Origin of the sequence: Erwinia rhapontici, assembly GCF_020683125.1 — a bacterium.
Taxonomy (GTDB): domain Bacteria; phylum Pseudomonadota; class Gammaproteobacteria; order Enterobacterales; family Enterobacteriaceae; genus Erwinia; species Erwinia rhapontici.
This window is the reverse complement of sequence record NZ_CP085627.1, coordinates 4,139,499-4,160,546: the sequence shown is the minus strand read 5'-3', so window position 1 is coordinate 4,160,546 and position 21,048 is coordinate 4,139,499. Positions and strand designations below refer to the sequence as shown.

The following is a 21,048-nucleotide window of genomic DNA, read 5'->3' as shown; positions in this document are numbered from 1 at the left end:
CAGGAGACGTTATGCTGGAACTGAAAGGGGTATCGCATGCTTATGGTGAGCGTAAGGTCCTCGATAACATCACTCTGCAACTCGCAGAAAAGCGCATTGGTATTGTCGGCAGCAACGGGTGCGGCAAAAGTACCTTTGCCCGTCTGCTGAACGGCCTGCTGCTGCCGCAACAGGGCGAGGTGCTGGTTGATGGCTTGAACACCCGTCAGCAGGGGAAAGCGGTACGGCGTAAAGTCGGCTTCGTGTTTCAGAATCCGGACAACCAGATTGTCTTTCCGGTGGTTGAAGAAGATCTCGCTTTCGGCATGAAAAACCTTGGGCTGTCAAAGCAGGTGATCCGCGAACGCACCGATGCGGCGCTGGCACGTTACGATATGCAGGATCTGCGTCAGCATCCGGCTCATCTGTTAAGCGGCGGGCAAAAGCAACTGCTGGCTATCTCTGGCGTGCTGGTCATGGAGCCGGAATATATCGTCTTTGATGAGCCAACCACGTTACTCGATCTGCGTAATAAACGGCGTATTGCGCAGGCGATTGCCGATCTCGATCAGACAGCGATCGTGGTGTCTCACGATTTGGAATTTTTACAGGATTTCGATCGCGTGCTGGTGTTTGAGCGCGGGCAGGTGGTGATTGATGATGTGCCCGCAGTGGCACTGAAAGAGTACGTCAGGATGATGTCATGATATTAAGCGATTACATCCCGGGAAATTCGATGATCCACCGGCTGCCCCCCGGCCTGAAGATCCTTTCGCTGGCGTTACTGGGCACGCTGCTGTTTGTGTTCCCCCGGCTGGAAACCTCGCTGGTGGCTCTTCTGCTGGTAGGATTGCTCTATCCACTGGCGCGTATCTCACCCCGCATTATGCTGTTGCAGCTTAAACCGCTGCTGTGGGTACTGGTGCTGTTGTTTGCCGTGCAGTGGTGGATGGTCAATTGGCAGTCCGGCGTGCTGGTGATTGCACGGCTGGCGGCGCTGATGCTGATGGCGGCGCTGGTGACGCTCACCACGCGCACCACTGAGATGATTGACGCCCTGGAGAAAGGCCTGTTCTGGCTGCGTTATGTACGTATTAATCCGGCGAAGGTCAGCCTGGCGCTGTCGCTGGCGATGCGTTTTATTCCGGTACTGGCAGCGATTGTTGCTGAAGTGCGGGAGGCGCAAAAAGCGCGTGGGCTGGATCGCAGCCTGATCGCCATTGCCATTCCGGTGATCGTTCGTACCCTGAAAATGGCTGATGATATTGCGGCGGCGCTTGAAGCCCGCGCTTATGACCCCCAACTGCGCCGTGAGCGCACCGATGCTGAGAAAGTGAGAGGATCTTAATGTCCACCCGAGATATTGTTTATATTGCGCTGTTTGCCGCCATCACTGCCGCGCTGGGTCTGTTTCCGGCGTTCAGTCTGCCGGTGATTGCTGTGCCGATCACCGCTCAGACTTTAGGCCCGATGCTGGCCGGTGCCATTGCCGGGGCGAAGCGCGGTGCGCTGGCACTGGTGCTGTTTGTGGTGCTGGTGGCGATTGGCCTGCCGCTGTTGGCGGGCGGTCGCGGTGGTTTAGGGATTTTCCTCGGTCCAAGCGGTGGCTTTATTCTGGCATGGCCGCTGGCAGCATTACTGATTGGCTTCCTGTATCAGCGTAACCTGCGTTCACTGACGCTGGTTAAAGAGGTGCTGTTCCTGGTGTTGGGCGGGGTAGTACTGATCTACTCGGCAGGTATTCCGTGGATTGCGGCAGTGGCCGGGTTATCTTTAAAGCAGGCGGCGCTGGGTTCACTGGGCTTCCTGCCGGGCGATATTGTCAAAGTGGTGCTGGCGGTGCTGATCATTCGCGCGGTGCGCCGGGCTTATCCGACGTTGTAAACGGGTCGGGCATGCCCGACCCCTACGGGGATCTGCGTGGGGGCTTATCTGACATTGTAAACGGGGCAGGCATGCCCGACCCCTTACGGGAATCTGCGTGGGGGCTTATCTGACGTTGTAAACGGGTCGGGCATGCCCGCCCCCTACGGGGATCTGCGTGGGGGCTTATCTGACGTTGTAAACGGGGCGGGCATGCCCGACCCCTTACGGGAATCTGCGTGGGGGCGAGGCAAGCCTCGCCCGGGTTTTTTCCCGGAATAATGGTTACATCCGCAATAAAATCTTCCCTTTCAACTCCCCTGACTGCACGGCTTTGACCGCCTGGTCGATCTCCTCCAGCGCATATTCGGCGACAATCTCGGTGGCAATCACGCCGTCGCGGATCAGCGCCATCACCTCATTGATTTTGCGTTGAACCCGCGTCTTCTCATGGCCGTGCACCCACAGACGCAGATGGAAATTAGAGAAGCGAATATCCGGGCGGCTGCGCCAGAAGGTCGCCGGGATCGGCTGACCAGACAGCAGGCCATAGTGAATAAACTGCCCACCCGGCGTCAGTGCCTGGGCCAGCGCCAGAGACTCTTCACCACCGATGCAGTCGAAAATAGTCGCTACGCCGCCGCGTTGTGCTAACGCGGCCAGCGCCTGTGGATAATCTTGTGCGCTGCTGTTCAGCACCTGCTCTGTGGCATACCCGCCGAAGATGTCGAGGTTCTCTGCTTTACGCACAATTGCAATCGGCTTCAGCCCCAGATGATTGGCAATGCGGATCAGCATTTTACCGATGGCCGAGTTTGCTGCATTGATGATAATGCGCATCCCCGGGGTGAAATGCATTTCCTCGGTCAGCATCAGCAGCGCGGTCATTGGATTGACGTAGCTGGTCGCCGCCTGCTGGTCAGTCACGAAGTCTGGCAGCGTAAAACACCACTGCGGATCGCAGTCCTTATAATGCTGCCAGGCTCCCATGCTGCCAACGGGTAACACACGCTGGCCAACAGGCAACCCGGCCTCATTACTCTGGCTTATTCTGCCCATTCCCTCGAAGCCCGGCACAAAGGGCAGGGCGATACGTGAACGATAGGCACCAGAAATAGTAATAATATCAGAGGGGTTGATGGTGGCGAAGGCCATTTTCACCCGCACCTGGCCTGCGGTTAACTCTGTGAGTGGACTCTGTTCAAGCTGCATCACCTCACCGATTTTGCCGAACTCCCGGACGACTGCTCTGGTGAATAAAGTCTCTTTCATGGTATATTTTCTTCAGTGTTGTCCGGTTGACAGGTTAATGTTTTTTATGCAGGAACAGTATAATAGCGAAACATTTCGCGTATCAATGCGCGATATAGATTTAAACGGTCACGTGCATAATTCTGTTTATTTAGACTATTGTGAAGATGCCGTGGTTAATGCGTTTCGCCGCGCTGATATTCTGCCTTTATTTCGACCACACACTGCGGGTGTGGCCTACCACGTGAAAAAATGCGAAGCCACTTTCTCTCATCCGCTGTCAGTGGATGATGTGGTGTTACCTCAGGTGTTGATTGAGAAAATCGGTAACAGCAGTTTAATTTTCACCATCCGTTTAATGCTCGATGATAAAACCACGCTGTGCGCCGAAGGCAAATTCATCTGGGTCTGTGTAAGTCTGACGGATAATAAGCCGTGCCCGATCCCGGATGAAGCCCGTCAGGCGCTCACCCGGCACTTTCCGTTTGTCGGGGCCTGATCGTCATGCCGGTTCACGACAGAGTTAAGCAGCATGCAGAAAACCATCCCGACCTGACCGCCGTTGATATTGAAGGTTACACGCTGAGCTGGCAGCAGCTGTGGCAGCGTGCGCAGGTGCTGTACCAGCAGCTGTGCCGGATGCCTTCCACTAGTGAAAACCGCACTGTAGCAATAGCCATCGGTAACGATATTACCTTCCCCGTTGCCTGGCTGGCGGCCACTGCGCAGCCTTTTACGGCGTCGATTATCGATCCTCAGGTGCCCGTTGAACAACGCCACGATATGCTGCAACGGCTGGCGCCGGATCTGTTGCTGCTGAAAGCAGAGGATCGGGCGCTGATCGCACAGGCCGAGCAACTGGCGATCCGCTGGCTGGCCGTCGATAGCGAACCCGCGCCACGTGTTCTGCCAGACGATCCCGAATTTACCGCCGGGATGCAGGCTGAAACGCCGTTTCTGATCAACTTTACCTCCGGCACCACCAATCTGCCGAAAGCCTTTATCCGATCGCGACGATCCTGGCGCTGTAGCTTTGAAAACGGTGAAGCGCTCTTTGGGTTAAAACATGCCCCCTCAACGCTGTTTCCCGGTCCCCTTTCTCACGGTATTGGCCTTTACTGCCTGAATGAAACGCTGTACGCCGGAGGAACCTTCTACAGCCCCGGGCAGTGGCAGCCTGCGGCGGCGCTGGCGTTGATTGCGCAGCGACAGATCGAACGGCTGGTGGTCGTCCCCACGATGATCGCCGGGTTTGCTCGTGTGGCAGAAGGCAGCGCATATCCCAGCCTCCAGCGTCTGTTAAGCGCGGGTGCCAAGCTGGAGCTAAATCACTACCGTCAGGCGCGGACACTGTTTCCCGTCGCGCGAATGCAGGAATATTACGGTGCTTCAGAGCTGGGCTTTATTGCCGTTTCCACCCTTGAGGATGCCGATATCAGCGCATCGCTGGCAACGGTCGGCCAGGCGTTTCCCGGCGTGGAGATTAGCATCCGTAATGATCAGGGAGAGGTTCTTCCCGCGAACCAGCCGGGCACCATTTATATAACCAGCGAACAAATTATCGACCGTTATTTGTGGGGCGATGACGGCAGCGCGTTCGTGAAATATCAGTCAACGGCGACGGTGGCCGATATCGGTTATCTCGATGATGATGATCGCCTGCATGTCATTGGCCGTCGGGGAAATATGATCCTCAGCGGTGGCAATAATATTTATCTCTCTGAAATAGAGTCAGCGATTAAATCATTGCCGGGAATTATTGAAGCCGTAGTGATTGCGGTTGATGATGATTATCTGGGTAAGAAAATGGTCGCTATTGTTGAGGGCGCACCAGAAGAACTGACACAGTTATCACAACGTTGTCGCTCACTGCTGGCGAAATATAAAATTCCGCGCCAGTTTTATCATATTACACACTGGCCACTGACGCCGAGCGGTAAAATAAAACGCACCGAGCTGGAAAAAAGGATCGCACAACATGGCAGCAGCAAAGAGCTTACTGAATTACCAGCCTGAGGATGACTGGCAGCCGGTGATCGTCGCTGCACGACGTACTCCGGTTGGCAGAGCTTATGGCATCTTTGACGGTGTGCCAATGGCCGAGCTGCTGACACCGCTGTTTGAGCAGATCATGGCGACCCTGCCAGCGGGGTTTACCGCGATTGATGAAGTGATTATCGGTAATGCGACGGGCGGCGGCGGCAATATTGCCCGGCTGGCAGCGCTGACGGCGGGCTTGCCGCTCTCTGTTCCTGCCGTCACGGTGGATCGCCAGTGTGGTTCCGGGCTGGAAGCGGTGATTAATGCCTGCCGTCTGGTGCAGGCCAGAGCAGGGGAGTGTTATCTGGCGGGCGGCGTTGAAAGTGTCAGTACTGCACCGTGGCGCGTAGAAAAACCCGCATCGCTGAAACAGATGCCGCGTTTCTTCGGACGCGCGCAGTTTTCACCGGATGATATCGGTGACCCGGAGATGGGCATGGCGGCCGAGAATGTGGCGCGCCAGTGTGGCATCAGCCGGGAGCGTCAGGATCAGTTTGCCCTGCGCAGCCATCAGCGTGCGCTGGCGGCACAGCAGCAGGGGGCATTTCGGCAAGAGATTGTCCCGGTTAGCGTCAGGGGGCGTCTGGTAGAGAACGATGAGTGTCCGCGTGCCGACACCTCGCTGGCTAAGCTCTCGGCATTGTCGCCGGTGTTTGCCGCCGACGGAACAGTAACGGCGGGCAACTGTTGCCCGCTGAATGATGGCGCATCGTTGCTTCTGGTGATGAGCCGCCGCAGGGCACGTGCCAGTGGTTTTACCGAAGGACTGCTGTTTGCGGATGCCTGTAGCGCAGGCGTCGATCCTAATCTGCTGGGCCTCGGGCCGGTGCCCGCCACGCAGAAACTGCTGGCACGCCAGCCGGGTCTGACGCTGGATCAGGTCAACGTCATTGAGTTTAACGAAGCTTTTGCTGCCCAGGTGCTGGGGTCGGTTGATGCGCTGCACATTGATGAGCTGAGGATTAACTGCCAGGGCGGCGCTATTGCTCTGGGGCATCCTTATGGCGCATCAGGCGCGATAATGGTAACGCGTCTGTTCAGCCAGCTTCTGGGCCAACCGCACAGTGGCGGCTTTGGTCTGGCGATGTTGGGCATCGCCGGAGGGCTGGGGTTAAGTGCGTTATTTAAAGCCGTGCGGCTTTAAACCTATTTTCCGCGCCACTGCGGAGCGCGCTTTTCGCTGAAGGCGAGCAGACTTTCCTGATAATCCAGGCTCGCCTGGAGCTGCTGCAATTCTGCAGCGCTGATTTGACAAAGATCCTGGGCGTGGGCTGCTTTCAGCAGGGCGTTACAGGCCTGAACGGCCAGCGGTGCGTTGCGGTTAAGGCTGGCAGCCAGCGTCAGTGTATTTTCCAAAAGGTCTTCCGCTGTGGTCACCTGGTAAAACAGGCCCAGCGCCAGCGCACGCTGAGCGTCCATGGGCTCACCAATAAGCAGCATCTCTCGTGCAACGCTCGCAGGCAGCCGTGTTGCCAGTTGGCCGATGGCCCCGCCAAGCGGCAGCAGGCCATGCTTCACTTCGGGTAGCGCAATTTTCACCTGCTCAGCGGCAATAATAAAATCACATTCCAGCGCCAGTTCCAGTCCACCACCAAAGGCATGACCATTCAGTGCCGCTATCCAGATTTTGCGCCGTGGCAGATGTTGCAACGGGTTAAACCCACCGTGCGAATTGATCAGGCCTTTGCCACCGTCGGTAAAGGCCTCCTGTAGATCGGCCCCACCGCAAAACACGGTTCCGCTGCCAGTAAGGATAACGGTGCGGATATCGGCCTGCTGTTCGCACCAGTTCAGGCACTGTTCCAGCTCGCTGATCATGACGGCATTATAGGCATTACGCGCGGCGGGGCGGTGGAGCGTCAGGCGCGCAACGTGTGGGATGGGGCGGTCGCAGCGGACCAGTTGCGTATTCGGTTGTTCGCTATTCATCGTGGCTCAGCGTGATTCAGCAAGGAATTTGAGTGTATCACGCCGCGATTGGCCTGTTGTACCCACTCAATAAAGCAGCGCATCGCGGCGGAGTGGTATTTACGGCTGGGATAATAGAGCCAGAAACTTTCAGCTGGCGCCACATAGTCAGTCAGCAGCTCCACCAGTTCCCCGCTTGCCAGCGCGCTTTCACTCAGGTTGCGCAGCACAAAGGCGATGCCGGCCCCGGCTTGTGCGGCCTTAATCATCATCTGATCGTTATCCAGTGTCAGATTGCCGTTGACCGCAATCTCCTTCAATTTGCTCTGCACCTGGAACTCCCATTTATATTGCATTCCGCTGGGAAAACGCCGCTGGATACAGGGATAGTCTGGCAGTTCATCCGGATGCTGCGGCGCACCGTGATGGGCAACAAACGCCGGGCTGGCAATCACTGCGCCAGTGACGGGCATGCCGAAGGGGATCGCCACCATATCCTGCGGAATGACGTTGCCAAAACGTACACCGGCATCAAAACCCTCTTCCACAATGTTCACAAAGCCATCGCTGGTGGCTATCTCCAGGGCAATGTCGGGGTACTGCTGGCGGAACGGCAGCAATACAGGGTGCAGAGCAAGGGCTTCCGCATTGCGCGGCATATTGAGACGCAGTGTGCCTCGTGGATCGGCACGCCAGGTGTTCAACTCATCCACCGCACTGGACAAATCGACCAGTGCCGGTTCAATACGCGACAGAAAAGCACGACCCGCCTCAGTTAACGATACGCTGCGCGTGGTGCGGTTCAGGAGCCGCAAACCGATACGCTGCTCCAGATTTGTGAGGGTATGACTCAACGTCGAAGGTGTGACATTACGCTCCTCCGCCGCCTTGCGGAAATTGAGATGGCGGGCGATGGCAGCGAAAATCTCTAATTCCTGTAGCGTAGTGCGATTTTTCATATTGATGATTATTTTTCATTAAAGCGCTCAATCAGCGTCAATTGTTGATTTTAACCGGGGAAAGTATAACGACATTGTCGCTAATCAACGGGATAAAGATGATGAAACAAAGAACATTGGGCAGTGAACATTTTCACGTTTCCGCTCTCGGTCTGGGATGCATGGGAATGAGTTTTGCCTACGGGCAGCCGGGCGATGAACAGCAGATGATCAAAACGCTGCATCGCGCCTTCGATCTGGGCATAGATTTCCTTGATACTGCGGAAGTTTACGGGCCGTTCACCAACGAGTCTCTGATTGGCAAAGCACTGAAAGGCCACGCGGGTAAAGTAAAGATCGCTACCAAATTTGGTTTTCATATCACAGATGAGGGGGAAGGCTGGGAACGTATTAAAGGCGTGAACAGCCAGCCTGAAAATATTCGTGCCTCGGTAGAGGCATCCTTACAGCGTCTGGGGGTAGAAGTGATTGACCTCTACTATCAACACCGCCTCGACCCGAGCGTAGCAGTGGAGGACGTGGTGGGAACAATGGCCGACCTGGTACGTGAGGGGAAAGTTCTGCACCTGGGTTTGTCAGAAATTTCCAGCGAAACATTACAGCGTGCACATGCGGTGCATCCCATCACCGCCGTGCAGAGTGAGTATTCGTTGTGGTCACGTGAGCCTGAACACTGCTTGCTCTCAACCTGTCGTCAGCTTGGCATCGGTTTTGTCCCTTACAGTCCATTGGGTCGAGGTTTCCTTTCAGGAAAGCTTCCCGTGTTGGCAGCCGATGATTTCCGTCATTATCTGCCGCGTTTCCAGAAAGAGGCGCTGGCCCACAATCTTTTGTTAGTCGAGCAGCTAAAAGACGTGGCTTACGGCTATAGCTGTAGCGCGGCGCAGATGGCGCTGGCCTGGGTACTGGCGAAAGGTGAGAACATTGTGCCTGTTCCAGGTGCCAGCAAAATTCCCCATTTGGAAGATAACTGCCGTGCCGTCGATATCCGTCTGGCAGAGGATGATCTGGCACTGCTCGATCGCTTGTTTGCGGCGGAGAATATTATCGGTGAACGCTATACGGCACAGGAGCTTACGCTGGTGGAAAGCGATTTACCCCGCTAAGCATTATCATGTCGATAATGTCACCCGTGGGCGCAGCGTTTGCTGTTTGGCAATCCTGAAGGGCCACGCGTTGACTGAAGCATGTGCATGTTAAAAATAAATGCAGGAAAAAGTTGAACGTAGCCTAAATTATTTTCGAGTAATGGCTTTCTTGGCATGGATATTGATTTTTACCTTGTTTTTTTGCCCATTTATAATGGTTTCTACCCGGTTTGGCGGACAGCTGGCGTTTATATCACCAGATTTTCTCCCTGCCTGACAATTGAGGTGATAAACACTGATAATAATCACATGGCATTAAAAACAGTATTGACTCTTGTTTTTAAAGCAGTAGATTAGAACTCACAGCACGGGAATATTACCGGGTTGTGTCAGATAAAGTTTAATGTTTATTTTGCGATGAAGGTCACGAAGTATTTTTGTATGGGAGAGTCGTTGTGAGTTTAGTTATTGTTATCCACTCGCTTCGATGATGCTTAAGGCCACGCAGTCAGTTGCGAAATCGCAGGGTGGGAACGTAAGCGCGATGACATAAGGCTATGTTTTACCGATATAAGCGAGTCCGAGTATTGTGATGTGTGTTAATAAGTCACAATGGAAGTCAAGCCACGTATCAAAGAGTCTACGTCGCGTTGGGTGTGTACTTGTTTAACCGGCCATGTCTTTCGACAGGCATGATGATGTTAACTGTCATTTATGGAGGTAAGCTAGAATCTTAGTCACTTATACTATCCGTAATAAACACGTACATTTGACGAAGTACTAATAGAAGTCATTACTCGTTAAGTTCATTAATGTTAAAGTTTGAGTTAGCAGTACCTTAAAAGCCCTGGCAATCTCTGTCAGGGCTTTTATCATTTAAGCCTGGTGGCATTTTCATGAGCTTACCCACATGAGCACTCATCCTTCAGAACAACCCGCTGACCAGACGTGAACCATAAAGTTCAAAAAATATAAGTGAAATGAATCCTTGCTTGTTGAGTCTTATCCGGTCTACTATGCTTCATCGGTTTGGAATACAGACCTTATGAAAGCAGTTTTAGTAAAGCAGTCCTCAGTACAAGTGTTATCAAAGATATCCCTTCATCGAGAGCCTCCTCCTAAGTGCCCATAAGTTTAAATCTGATGAACAGGCCATGTTCGCCATGTTAAGTGGCTCAAAAATTGAAAGGAAATATCTATGTCTAACAAAATGACTGGTTTAGTAAAATGGTTTAACGCTGATAAAGGCTTCGGTTTCATCACTCCAGCAGACGGCAGCAAAGATGTATTCGTACATTTCTCTGCTATCCAGAGCAGCGATTTCAAAACCTTAGATGAAGGCCAGAAAGTTGAGTTCTCTATCGAGAACGGCGCTAAAGGTCCATCAGCTGTAAACGTTATCGCTCTGTAATTTGCGATAATCTCGCTAACACCGACGACAGCGATGAGGGCATTAGCCTGAGCAGTGATGTGTTAGTGATAAAAAAGCCGCCAAGTGCGGCTTTTTTTGTTTTTCTCCCCGCAAAAAATATCCCCTGTGTGCCCCTCTCCATAAGTCATCGAACCGCTGTTTAAAATAAGCTGCATTTATTTCCACAGGTAGTAGCGGGAGATTGCTGTGCGGCAGGAATGCGGTTTTTTAGTCGCAAGTGAAGAACATCCAATATGGTCATGTTAAAAAAGCAGCTAAAAACGCTGGAAAAAGGCTTTTTTGCCCATAAAAACTGTCAGGCTATTGATGTTGCTTTTTTGTAAACGGATTAACACGCAACCGAAATCCTGCTATGCTGGCCCTCGCGGAACCGGGCACCTTACCCTACACATGGATGGTTTTCACTTTGCGGTGAACTCAGGTAGCCCGGGATGCTAAATACAATGAGAGCGAGGAGAACGTCGTGCTAGAAGAATACCGTAAGCACGTTGCCGAGCGTGCTGCCCAGGGGATTGTTCCAAAACCGTTAGATGCTTCCCAAATGGCCGCGCTGGTTGAACTGCTAAAAGCCCCTCCAGCGGGTGAAGAAGAATTTCTGTCCGATCTGTTAATCAATCGAGTGCCGCCGGGCGTTGACGAAGCGGCGTATGTCAAAGCGGGTTTCCTGGCTGCTGTCGCGAAAGGCGAAACAACTTCTCCTCTGGTTACTCCTGAACTGGCAATCAAACTGCTGGGCACCATGCAGGGCGGCTATAACATCCATGCGCTGATTGACGCGCTTGACGATGAAAAGCTGGCACCGATTGCCGCTGAAGCGCTGTCCCACACGCTGCTGATGTTCGACAATTTCTACGATGTCGAAGAAAAATCTAAAGCAGGCAACCCACACGCGAAAAAGATTATTCAGTCGTGGGCTGATGCTGAATGGTTCCTGAAGCGTCCTAAACTTGCAGAAAAAATCACCGTAACCGTGTTCAAAGTGACCGGCGAAACCAATACCGACGACCTCTCTCCGGCGCCGGATGCATGGTCTCGCCCGGATATTCCACTGCACGCGCTGGCGATGTTGAAAAACGCCCGTGAAGGCATCGAACCCGACGATGCTGGTAACGTAGGCCCGATCAAACAGATCGAAGCATTACAGGCTAAAGGCTTCCCACTGACCTACGTTGGTGATGTGGTCGGTACAGGTTCTTCGCGTAAATCCGCTACCAACTCGGTGCTGTGGTTTATGGGCGACGATATTCCTTACGTGCCGAACAAGAAGGGCGGTGGCGTCTGCCTCGGCGGTAAAATCGCACCTATCTTCTTTAACACGATGGAAGATGCAGGCGCACTGCCAATTGAAGTCGATGTTGACCGTCTGAATATGGGCGATGTTATCGACATCTATCCGTATAAAGGTGAAGTCCGCAATCACGACACCAACGAAGTTCTGGCTAACTTTGAACTGAAAACCAACGTACTGTTGGATGAAGTTCGTGCTGGTGGCCGTATTCCACTGATCATCGGCCGTGGCCTGACCACCAAAGCCCGCGAATCTCTGAATCTGCCGCACAGTGATGTGTTCGAGCAGGCGAAAGATGTGGCAGCCAGTACCCGTGGCTTCTCACTGGCGCAGAAAATGGTCGGCCGTGCATGCGGCGTTGACGGTGTGCGCCCTGGCGCCTACTGCGAACCGAAAATGACCTCGGTTGGCTCGCAGGACACCACCGGTCCAATGACCCGCGATGAACTGAAAGACCTCGCCTGCCTCGGTTTCTCTGCAGACCTGGTGATGCAGTCCTTCTGCCATACCGCGGCTTATCCGAAGCCGGTCGATGTGACCACGCACCATACGCTGCCTGACTTCATTATGAACCGTGGCGGCGTGTCGCTGCGTCCGGGGGATGGGGTAATCCACAGCTGGCTGAACCGTATGCTACTGCCGGATACCGTAGGTACAGGCGGTGACTCACATACTCGCTTCCCAATTGGTATTTCCTTCCCGGCGGGTTCAGGTCTGGTGGCCTTTGCTGCTGCGACCGGCGTTATGCCACTGGATATGCCAGAGTCCGTGCTGGTGCGTTTCAAAGGTGAAATGCAGCCGGGTATCACTTTGCGCGATCTGGTGCATGCGATCCCACTGTATGCGATTAAAGCTGGCCTGCTGACCGTTGAGAAGAAAGGGAAGAAAAACATCTTCTCTGGTCGCGTGCTGGAAATCGAAGGCCTGCCGAAACTGAAAGTTGAGCAGGCATTCGAACTGACGGATGCTTCAGCAGAGCGCTCCGCAGCCGGCTGTACCATCAAGCTGGATAAAGAGCCGATCATCGAATATCTCAGCTCGAATATCGTGCTGCTGAAATGGATGATCTCTGAAGGTTACGGCGATCGTCGTACGCTTGAACGTCGTGTTCAGGGCATGGAAAAATGGCTGGCCGACCCGCAGTTGCTGGAAGGCGATGCGGATGCGGAATACGCTGCGGTGATCGACATCGATCTGGCAGATATTAAAGAGCCGATTCTGTGTGCACCGAATGACCCGGATGATGCCCGTCTGCTGTCTGATGTGCAGGGCACAAAAATCGATGAAGTCTTTATCGGTTCCTGCATGACCAACATCGGCCACTTCCGTGCGGCTGGGAAACTGCTGGATGCGCATAAAGGCCAGCTGCCTACGCGTCTTTGGGTGGCTCCGCCAACCAAGATGGATGCGGCACAGCTGACCGAGGAAGGCTACTACAGCGTATTCGGTAAGAGCGGCGCGCGCATTGAGATTCCGGGCTGTTCACTGTGCATGGGTAACCAGGCACGTGTGGCAGATGGCGCAACGGTGGTATCGACCTCCACGCGTAACTTCCCGAACCGTCTGGGAACGGGTGCAAATGTGTACCTGGCGTCTGCTGAGCTCTCCGCAGTCGCTTCTCTGCTGGGTAAACTGCCAACGCCGGAAGAGTATCTGACGTTTATGGGCCAGGTGGATAAAACCGCTGTGGACACCTATCGTTATCTGAACTTCGACCAGTTGAGTCAGTACACCGACAAAGCCGACGGCGTGATTTTCCAGACTGCGGTTTAATCTTCAGTTAGCGCTAAAAAAACCGGGCCATGTGCCCGGTTTTTTTATGTGCTCAGTGGATGGCTGCGATCTCGAACTTCACCTGATAGCCGGCTTTGGCAAGCAGTGTGACGAGTTTATCCAGACTGAAAAGATGAAACTTTCCGCTACGAATTTCGGAAATACGTGAGACGGTGACGCCGAGCAGTACGGCGGCCTCTTTGAGCGGCATGCCGTCAATTTTTTCCTGCAACGCCATCAGTAATTGTGAGCGTGCTTTGAGCTGTTCGGCCTCTTTCGGGGTGTCGGAAAGGGCATCCCAGACACTGTCGAAACGCTGGATCATGAGCTGAACTCCTGTATCAGTTGCTGATAACGCTGGCGGACCAGTGCCACATCCTGCGGGCTGGTCTTGAGCGTTTTCTTATGGAAAGCATGCAGTACATAGATAGCATCGCGGAGCTTTGACACGTAGACCACGCGAAATGTCCCGCTGTCACCATCATGTATTCGCAATTCCCACACCCCACTGGCAACAGCAGCCAGTGATTTAAAATCTACAGGTGTCGCACCCGCCTGTAGCTGAGCGAGTTGATAACCCGCATCATGCATCACATTCCTGGGAAAGTGTTTAAGGTCGCTCAACGAGCTACCAAGAAAACAGATTTTTTTCATTCGATTCTTCCCTGTTGATGAATTTACGGAATTACGTAATTTTAAGCAACTGTTTTTCCGTGATTACGTAATTTTATGTTGCCGGTGAACGGGCATTACCGTTGTGCCGGGCAGAACATGCCATGGGGGAAAGCGGACAGGCCAGTATTTTCACTGTTCCGTTATCAATATTGGAAAGCGCTACGTAAAACCTCCTGCTTTTCCCGCGCCGGGCTGCGATAATGCGCGCCAAAGCTCAGTATTGTCGCGGCAGACGCGCAAAATGTGGTTGAGCCTGTGAGCAGGCTGGCCGGGAGGAAAGCGCGATGGAATATGAATTTTTAAGAGATATCACCGGTGGTGTGAAGGTTCGCATGACGATGGGCCATGAAGCCGTCGGTCACTGGTTTAATGATGAAGTGAATGAAGACCTCACCCTGCTGGATGAGGTCGAAGCCGCTGCCGAAGACGTCAAAGGCAGTGTGCGTCAGTGGCAGCGCGTGGGCAAAGAGTACACGCTGTTACTGGATGAAGAAGAAGTGATGATCCGTTCAAACCAGCTCAACTTTGAAGGCGATGAGATGGAAGAGGGGATGAATTACTACGATGAAGAGAGTCTGTCATTCTGCGGAGTGGAAGACTTTCTGGCCGTGATTGCCGCCTACCGGGAATTTTTACAGGGGCGTTAACGTTTACGCAGAAGCCCCGCAGGAGCCGGGCATGCCCGGCCCTTGCCAATACATGCCTGGTTTATAACGATGCTCCACCGCACATCACCAGCTCCTGCCCGGTAATGGCGGCGGCGGCAGGTGACAGCAGATAGCCCACCAGTTCGGCAACTTCCTGTGGCTGAATAAAGCGGCCGATAGGTGGCAATTTTGGCGGCGAACCTTCGCGTCCGGGGCTGTTCAGCATCGGTGTCTGTGTGGCGCCAGGCGCAACGATATTGGCCGTCAGCCCACGTGGTGCCAGCTCTGCTGCCCAGCTGCGGACCATACCTATCATGGCCGATTTGGTGGCGACATACTGACTACGGCCTGCTGCCCCGCGTGACGTGCGGCTGCCCAGTAGCACGATGCGCCCACCGCTGCGCATATGCGGCACAAAGGTATTGGCCAGCGTTTCCGCTACGGCAATATGCAGTTGCCATAGCTGCTGGCTGGCCGTGACATCCAGCTCCCCCAGCAATGCCGCTTTCATCATCCCGGCCGCGTGAATAATGGCCTGCGGTGTCTCCATTCCGGCAAGTACCCGGGCCAGCGCGGCATTGTCGAACAGGTCCACGCTGACAGACCGAAACTGCGGGTTATCATGTTCAATGTGGCTACGGCTTAATCCTGTCACCTGCCAGCCCTTTGCTAACAGATGATCAACAATCGCCGCCCCAATGCCTGAACTGGCGCCGGTCACCAGCGCATGACGGCTCATAGTGTGCCCTCCAGCATTCCCACCGGGATCTTAAAAACGGCCTTGCGGACCATCATCGGTTGCCCGATGGCGCACAGTGCCTGATGCGCTTCGCCTGGTGCAAACGTTACAAAGTCGCCGGGACGCAGATGGACCTGCTGCGTCAGCTGTGGATCGGCGACGATATACAGATCCGCTTTACGTTCTTCACCGCCGGCCGGGCGTGCATCGGTCAGTCCGTAGCGGATAACCTCCTCGCCCGTCAGCACGATCTGAATATCGAGATATTCCCGGTGAAACTCGGTATGGCGTGTGACCGCTGGTGCACTCTGCTGTGAGCCGATATGACAGAACCAGGCGGCCCCCTCCGGCTGCCATCGCCCATCGGGCAGCGCACTCAATGCCGCCACGCTGTGCGCGGGCTGCGCCAGCAGTTGAAACAGTGATGCAGGTAGGGTAGCCAGCGTCAGATGGTTGAGGTTACCGGCGATCATCGGCGATCTCCTGTCACCCATTCCTCTTCCACACGCACATATTTAATCGCCTGGCGGAAATAGGTGTAGGCAATATGCAGTTCCCCGTTCAGCCCCTGCTTAATACTGGGGTAGGAGAACTCACGGTTCAGCTTCTGCTGCGAATTATTCGTCATACAGTAGCCGTCACCTTCATCCAGATTACGCCGGAACGGCCAGCTTTTTCCGCCATCACGTGAAATCGCCAGCGTCATGGGGGCTCGTGGTGCTCCCCAGAAGGCGGTTTTACCGCTGTGGATCACCGGTTCGGCGGCGACCGCCATGTCATCCTCTTCATCTTCAATTTCGTCATACAGTGAGGTGCGGCGTTCGCTGGCCCCTTCGGCACTCATGGCGTTAAACACCAACGCCAGGTCACCGTTCGCCAGCGTGGTCACCTGAATCGACGAGTTATTGTTTGGCAGTTCGGTGGCCTGTGGGGCGGACCAGCTTTGCCCGCCGTCGTCGGACCGGCTTTGATAGATATGATCTGCCCAGCGGCTACGATACAGCGCCAGCAGCGAGCCATCTTTCAGCAGCGTAATATTCATATGGACGCAGCCGGTGCTGTCCGGCACGGCCACATCGTGCCAGCTTTTGCCTTTATCCCGCGAGATTTTCACCGCGCTGTCGTCATTATTGCCCACCCATTTTTCACCCGGTTGGGTACGGCAGTAGAACACCGGCAGCAGCCAGTCGCCGTTAGCCAGCACGACTACTGGCTGACGGATAAAGGTGCCGGGCTGGTCGAGCAGCGTGGCAATCGGTCCCCAGCTCTGGCCGAAGTCCATTGACTGGCGGTAGCGCACAATTGCCGTATCCTGATTGCCGGACTTTTGCGCGGTGTACAGCAGCCACAGCACGTTGTCCGGGTCGAGGAACAGTACCGGGTTCTGCTCCGAGCGGGTCGGGTCGTCCGAGAGTTTTACCGCGTCGGACCAGCGCTCGCTCCCTTTCTCCAGGCGTGAGCACCAGACAGAAATATCGGCGATCCCTTCCTGAGTACCGCCAAACCATACGCACAGCACATCGCCATCCGGCAGCGGCAGCAGGTTAGCCGCATGATTTTGCGGGCAGGATGAGGGCAGCATCGCCTGCTGCCTGTCACCCTCGGTAGCGATAATGCCGTTACGTTCTACGGTGAGCGTTTCCAGTGTCATATCAGGCTCCACTTTTTTGAATTTGGTGTGCGGTTTTTTTCTGACTGTCCCGCGATGGGATCATGCGATCAATCACCATCACCAGCGCCGGAACAATCAGGGCGATGTACATGTTATTGATGCCGAACGGATCGCCCATGACAAACCAGACCGAGGTCACGACGCAGGAACCAATCAGCCCCCAGTTTGCGCCGCGCGCACTTTTAAACATCGGCAGGTAGAAGGCGATAATCGCCACCACGGAAATCGACAGACGGATAGCACGGGTGAAGAATGATAGTTTCAACACTTCCGGCACCAGCAACACAAAAATCAGCGGGGCAAAGCCGATGGCCAGCGACAGCCAGCGCGTCATTTTGAACTCACGCTCTGGCGTTGGGTTACGCATCGGCACATAGAAGTCCTTCACAATCAGCGATGCAATCGCCAGCGCTACCGTACTGACGCTGACGAAGATCGAGGCCACCAGCGATGTCGTGACCACACCCGCCAGCCACGGGCTCATATCCTGTAAGAACACGGGCAGGGCATACAGACTGTTGATATCCGGATGCAGAAACTTGGCCGCCACGCCAATCACCGCAATCGCCAGGCCAATCGGCAGACAGAAGAAGAAGGCCACCCAGGTGGCACGGCGCGCAGAGGCCGGGCTTTTGGTGGAGGAGATCGCCTGGATCACGAACTGGGTACAGAAGATCGAACCGATAGTTCCGATCAGCCACGCCATAATCGTACTGGCACCAACGTGACCATCCCAGGTCCAGTAGAACGATGGCATTTTCTCAACCATGGGCGTAATCCCGCCGGTCATCTTCAGTGCCACGCCTAGAATAATCAGAATACCGATGTACTTCAGGCCACTGTGCAGCATCGTGACCCAGGCCATCCCCTTCATACCGCCAAAGGCAAAGTAGAAGGTGCTGACAATGGCGGTAATAAAGGCCGCCACCGGCAGGTTCACTTTCAGCACGGTGGAGATCGCCGCCGCACCGCTGACGTAGTTACCCACGTTCACCAGCAGCAGGGCGTAGATCATAATCAGCGAGATAATGCATTTGGTGGTGTTGCCGTACTTCTCGGCAATGGCACCAGAAATAGTAATTTTTCCGGTGTTATAGATGCGTTTTACCAGCAGCAGACCGAAAATCGGGAAGCCAATGGCGGCACCAATCACCGACCAGGAGGCCGCGAAGCCATCTTCGAACGCCGCCTGTGCGGTACCAATGGTGGATTTGGCGCCGATATATTCCGACATCAGCAGGATGCCGACGATAAACGCGGGCATGGCGCGTGCGCCTTCCATATGTTCACCGGAGGTTTTACTGCGCAGTCGCCAGGTCAGCCAACTGGTAAACAGGATGTACACCAGCACCATCCCGACGATGATCAGCGTACCTTGCGTGGTAAATTCTTTCATAACAACCTCTTAAGTTGTAAAAAGCGCGCTGGCCTTCAGGCTCTTGTGGCGCTTCAGTAGGGTACAAAGGCAAAAGAGAGCGATGCACACCTCACAGGAAGGTGTGCCTGTATTGCTGTTAGTGTCTGATTGAGTCAGAGCAGGCGGCATCGCAGTGCCGCTGCCGGAAAATTATTGAAGATACTGGTTAACGATCTGGCGAATTTTTTGCTCTTCTTCCGCGCTAAACTGCACCGCGTAGCGGCTGTCACCCACGTCAAAGCCCATCAGTGCCACGGCTTTTTTCACCGCTGCGGGTGAGAAGGCCACGGCATACAGGTCGGTACGCAGTCCGGTGACGTTCTCCTGGGCTTTGCGTGAGGCCGCGATATCGCCCGCGTGGAAGTGCGACCAGATGGCGTTGATCTCTTGCGGTGCAACGTTAGCCAGACCGGAAATACACGCCGAGCAGCCGTCCACGAATCCTTGATGGATCAACGAGTCCGGACCGTTCAGCACGTTAAAGTGATCAATACCTTCGGCTGCTTTCAGGAAGCCGCTCAGGCTCTCATAGCTGCCTGCGCTGTCTTTGATGCCGATAATGTTGGGGTGGGCAGCCAGCTGGCGAACGGTTTCCGGCTGTAAGGTATTGCCGGTACGCGCCGGGATGTTGTAGAGAAACACCGGCACCGTCAGTGCATCCGCCACGGCGGTGTAGTGGGCGATCAGCTCTGACTGTTTGAGTGGAACAAAGTACGGAGTGATCACCGACACGGCATCCACACCCAGCGCGGCAACCTGTTTACCGAGGCGAATGGTGTCGCGTGTGGAAATTTCGCCGACGTGGGCCACCACATTGGCTTTTCCGGCCACTTCGTCGACGCAGGTGGCCGTCACGGCCAGCTTTTCCTGTTCGTTTAATACGAAGAACTCACCGTTGGTGCCGCCGCAGAAAATACCGTTTCCGGCGGCCAACTGGCGCTGCACCTGACGGCGCATGGCCGATTCAGCATAGGCGCCGTCATGATCGAAAGGCGTGACGATGGCGGTCAGTACGCCCCGAATAATTTTGCTCATCATAATCTCTCTGTTAGTGATTCAGTGCCGGAAACAGCGTCAGGTACACGTTACGCACGTCGTTTGCGCTCACCGGTGCCGGGACATTTTTCATCAGGCGCTGCACATCGAGTGCCGCTTCCACTAAATAAGGCAGGTGTTCTGAGGTGATCCCCAGCTCGTCGAGGCTGGCAGGCAGCTTCAGTCGCTGGACCAGGGCCGCGAAGTAATCCACCAGTGCGTGAGACTTCTCATCCGCGTTGAGCTGCGGGTTAGCCTCTGGCAACAGATCGTAGACTTCGGCGAATTTGCTTACCGCCGCCGGGCGTACAAAGCGCATGCAGGGAGCGAGCAGAATAGCGTTCGCCACGCCGTGCGGCAGGTGATATTTGCCTCCCAGCGGGTAGGACATGGCGTGCACCAGATGAGTCCCGGCATGGGCGATGGCCGCACCGCCGTAATAAGATGCCCACAGCATATTCAGTCGGGCCTCCAGGTTGCCGGGTTCAGCCACGGTGGTTTCCAGGCTGGCAAACAGCTTCTTCATCCCGATCAGCGCGTAGTTGTCACTCACCGGGTTTGACACCGTCGCGGTAAAGCACTCAATCAGGTGGCAGAGCGCATCAATCCCGGTTGAAGATGCAATATGTGCCGGCATGCTGGTGGTCAGTTCCGGGGCCAGAATCACATAGTCCGGCAGCATCACTGGGGAGATAATGCCGACTTTCGTCTCTTTCTCCGGGATGGCCAGAATGGCGTTTGGCGTGGCTTCTGACCCCGTACCTGCAGTGGTCGGGATCAGCAACGAGGAGGTGCGTCTCTGAGGTTTCTCTCCGGCCAGCAGAGCCTCCAGCGTGGGCGCATTCTCAACGCACAGCACCGACAGCAGTTTTGCCACGTCCAGCACGCTGCCACCGCCTACGCCAATCACCAGATCCACATCGCGCGAGGCCAGGCCGGCGAGGATCTCTGCTACATCATGCTGGCTCGGCTCGGGTGGCACGTTGCTGACGGTATGTAAGGTTGAGACCTGACGGCGTACCTGCTCCGTCAGCGTCTGCACTGCCGGGATCGCCGCAATATTCTTATCGGTGACCAGCAACACACGCAGCTTACCTTTTAACAGGTAGCCAATGTCATTGAGTGTCTGGTAGCCCGCGATCACGGTACTGTTTATGTTCATGCCTGATTTCTCCTCATCACGCCGCTTTCAGTTACGGGTGATTGCATTTCGTCATTTGTAAGGACTTTCCGACTTTGATGGGTAATTTATAGGGCATATTGATTCTGATTAATTTGAACT

The 21,048-nt window shown here is 54.7% G+C and carries 21 protein-coding genes; 10 read left to right on the top strand and 11 right to left on the bottom strand.

Annotation, left to right across the window (positions count from 1 at the left end):
* The first annotated feature begins 11 nt into the window (after positions 1-11).
* From LJN55_RS19195 to LJN55_RS19185, 3 genes are read left to right on the top strand one after another with little or no spacing between them, the layout of a single operon-like run.
* Positions 12-686: an energy-coupling factor ABC transporter ATP-binding protein gene (locus tag LJN55_RS19195; protein WP_133842259.1), complete on the top strand. Its 675-nt coding sequence runs from the start codon at positions 12-14 to the stop codon at positions 684-686.
* A complete protein-coding gene (locus LJN55_RS19190; protein WP_133842258.1) occupies positions 683-1,327 on the top strand; it encodes an energy-coupling factor transporter transmembrane component T family protein in 645 nt (214 codons plus the stop codon). Before LJN55_RS19195 ends, LJN55_RS19190 begins: the two co-directional genes overlap by 4 nt.
* Entirely contained in the window at positions 1,327-1,863 is a 537-nt protein-coding gene (locus tag LJN55_RS19185) for a biotin transporter BioY (RefSeq protein WP_133842257.1), read from the top strand. The genes LJN55_RS19190 and LJN55_RS19185 overlap by 1 nt, the downstream gene beginning before the upstream one ends.
* Positions 1,864-2,127: 264 nt before the next feature.
* Here LJN55_RS19185 and LJN55_RS19180 read toward each other — a convergent pair whose 3' ends face one another.
* Entirely contained in the window at positions 2,128-3,114 is a 987-nt protein-coding gene (locus LJN55_RS19180; protein ID WP_227535058.1) for a zinc-dependent alcohol dehydrogenase family protein, read from the bottom strand.
* A 37-nt stretch (positions 3,115-3,151) separates the two neighbouring features.
* On the opposite strand from LJN55_RS19180, the gene LJN55_RS19175 reads away from it, so the two are divergent.
* Genes LJN55_RS19175 through LJN55_RS19165 form a run of 3 tightly spaced genes read left to right on the top strand, consistent with a single transcriptional unit; the run spans position 3,152 to position 6,277 of the window.
* Positions 3,152-3,592 (top strand): acyl-CoA thioesterase, encoded by a 441-nt coding sequence (locus tag LJN55_RS19175; protein WP_133842255.1) that lies wholly within the window; start codon positions 3,152-3,154, stop codon positions 3,590-3,592.
* Positions 3,593-3,597: 5 nt separating this feature from the next.
* A complete protein-coding gene (locus LJN55_RS19170; protein ID WP_227535055.1) occupies positions 3,598-5,109 on the top strand; it encodes an AMP-binding protein in 1,512 nt (503 codons plus the stop codon).
* Positions 5,072-6,277, top strand: a complete 1,206-nt coding sequence (locus LJN55_RS19165; protein ID WP_227535054.1) for a thiolase family protein — start codon at positions 5,072-5,074, stop codon at positions 6,275-6,277. The genes LJN55_RS19170 and LJN55_RS19165 overlap by 38 nt, the downstream gene beginning before the upstream one ends.
* Positions 6,278-6,279: 2 nt before the next feature.
* On the opposite strand, the gene LJN55_RS19160 is transcribed toward LJN55_RS19165, so the two are convergent.
* Together LJN55_RS19160 and LJN55_RS19155 are read right to left on the bottom strand one after the other, a co-directional pair.
* Entirely contained in the window at positions 6,280-7,062 is a 783-nt protein-coding gene (locus LJN55_RS19160) for an enoyl-CoA hydratase/isomerase family protein (protein WP_167863212.1), read from the bottom strand.
* Positions 7,059-8,000 carry a LysR family transcriptional regulator gene (locus tag LJN55_RS19155; protein ID WP_133842251.1) on the bottom strand — a complete coding sequence of 314 codons (942 nt, stop codon included), beginning with the start codon at positions 7,998-8,000 and terminating at the stop codon, positions 7,059-7,061. Before LJN55_RS19155 ends, LJN55_RS19160 begins: the two co-directional genes overlap by 4 nt.
* 101 nt (positions 8,001-8,101) lie before the next feature.
* Here LJN55_RS19155 and LJN55_RS19150 point away from each other — a divergent pair, with 101 nt between their 5' ends.
* From LJN55_RS19150 to acnB, 3 genes are all read left to right on the top strand, one after another.
* Positions 8,102-9,106 (top strand): aldo/keto reductase, encoded by a 1,005-nt coding sequence (locus tag LJN55_RS19150; protein ID WP_133842713.1) that lies wholly within the window; start codon positions 8,102-8,104, stop codon positions 9,104-9,106.
* A 1,180-nt stretch (positions 9,107-10,286) separates the two neighbouring features.
* The gene (gene cspE / locus LJN55_RS19145) at positions 10,287-10,499 is read left to right on the top strand and encodes a transcription antiterminator/RNA stability regulator CspE (RefSeq protein ID WP_133842250.1); all 213 of its coding nucleotides are present in this window, start codon (positions 10,287-10,289) and stop codon (positions 10,497-10,499) included.
* 484 nt (positions 10,500-10,983) lie between these two features.
* On the top strand, positions 10,984-13,581 hold the full coding sequence (gene acnB, locus LJN55_RS19140; RefSeq protein WP_159336902.1) for a bifunctional aconitate hydratase 2/2-methylisocitrate dehydratase: 2,598 nt from the start codon (positions 10,984-10,986) through the stop codon (positions 13,579-13,581).
* Positions 13,582-13,633: 52 nt separating this feature from the next.
* On the opposite strand, the gene LJN55_RS19135 is transcribed toward acnB, so the two are convergent.
* Positions 13,634-13,906 (bottom strand): helix-turn-helix domain-containing protein, encoded by a 273-nt coding sequence (locus LJN55_RS19135; RefSeq protein ID WP_133842248.1) that lies wholly within the window; start codon positions 13,904-13,906, stop codon positions 13,634-13,636.
* Positions 13,903-14,235, bottom strand: a complete 333-nt coding sequence (locus LJN55_RS19130; RefSeq protein ID WP_227535053.1) for a type II toxin-antitoxin system RelE/ParE family toxin — start codon at positions 14,233-14,235, stop codon at positions 13,903-13,905. Before LJN55_RS19130 ends, LJN55_RS19135 begins: the two co-directional genes overlap by 4 nt.
* 305 nt (positions 14,236-14,540) lie before the next feature.
* Between LJN55_RS19130 and yacL the strand changes: the two genes are divergently transcribed.
* Positions 14,541-14,903, top strand: a complete 363-nt coding sequence (yacL, locus tag LJN55_RS19125; RefSeq protein WP_133842246.1) for a protein YacL — start codon at positions 14,541-14,543, stop codon at positions 14,901-14,903.
* A gap of 61 nt (positions 14,904-14,964) precedes the next feature.
* Here yacL and LJN55_RS19120 read toward each other — a convergent pair whose 3' ends face one another.
* The 6 genes from LJN55_RS19120 to LJN55_RS19095 all read right to left on the bottom strand — a co-directional run bounded on the left by LJN55_RS19120 (position 14,965) and on the right by LJN55_RS19095 (position 20,928).
* Complete coding sequence (locus LJN55_RS19120) at positions 14,965-15,642, bottom strand: SDR family NAD(P)-dependent oxidoreductase (RefSeq protein ID WP_133842245.1); 678 nt, start codon at positions 15,640-15,642, stop codon at positions 14,965-14,967.
* The gene (locus tag LJN55_RS19115; protein WP_133842244.1) at positions 15,639-16,115 is read right to left on the bottom strand and encodes a YhcH/YjgK/YiaL family protein; all 477 of its coding nucleotides are present in this window, start codon (positions 16,113-16,115) and stop codon (positions 15,639-15,641) included. Before LJN55_RS19115 ends, LJN55_RS19120 begins: the two co-directional genes overlap by 4 nt.
* A complete protein-coding gene (locus LJN55_RS19110; protein ID WP_227535052.1) occupies positions 16,112-17,293 on the bottom strand; it encodes a sialidase family protein in 1,182 nt (393 codons plus the stop codon). Before LJN55_RS19110 ends, LJN55_RS19115 begins: the two co-directional genes overlap by 4 nt.
* A gap of 1 nt (position 17,294) precedes the next feature.
* The gene (locus LJN55_RS19105) at positions 17,295-18,710 is read right to left on the bottom strand and encodes a sodium:solute symporter family protein (RefSeq protein WP_133842242.1); all 1,416 of its coding nucleotides are present in this window, start codon (positions 18,708-18,710) and stop codon (positions 17,295-17,297) included.
* 171 nt (positions 18,711-18,881) lie between these two features.
* On the bottom strand, positions 18,882-19,766 hold the full coding sequence (locus LJN55_RS19100; RefSeq protein ID WP_227536416.1) for a dihydrodipicolinate synthase family protein: 885 nt from the start codon (positions 19,764-19,766) through the stop codon (positions 18,882-18,884).
* A gap of 13 nt (positions 19,767-19,779) precedes the next feature.
* A complete protein-coding gene (locus LJN55_RS19095; RefSeq protein WP_227535051.1) occupies positions 19,780-20,928 on the bottom strand; it encodes an iron-containing alcohol dehydrogenase in 1,149 nt (382 codons plus the stop codon).
* Positions 20,929-21,048 lie beyond the last annotated feature (120 nt).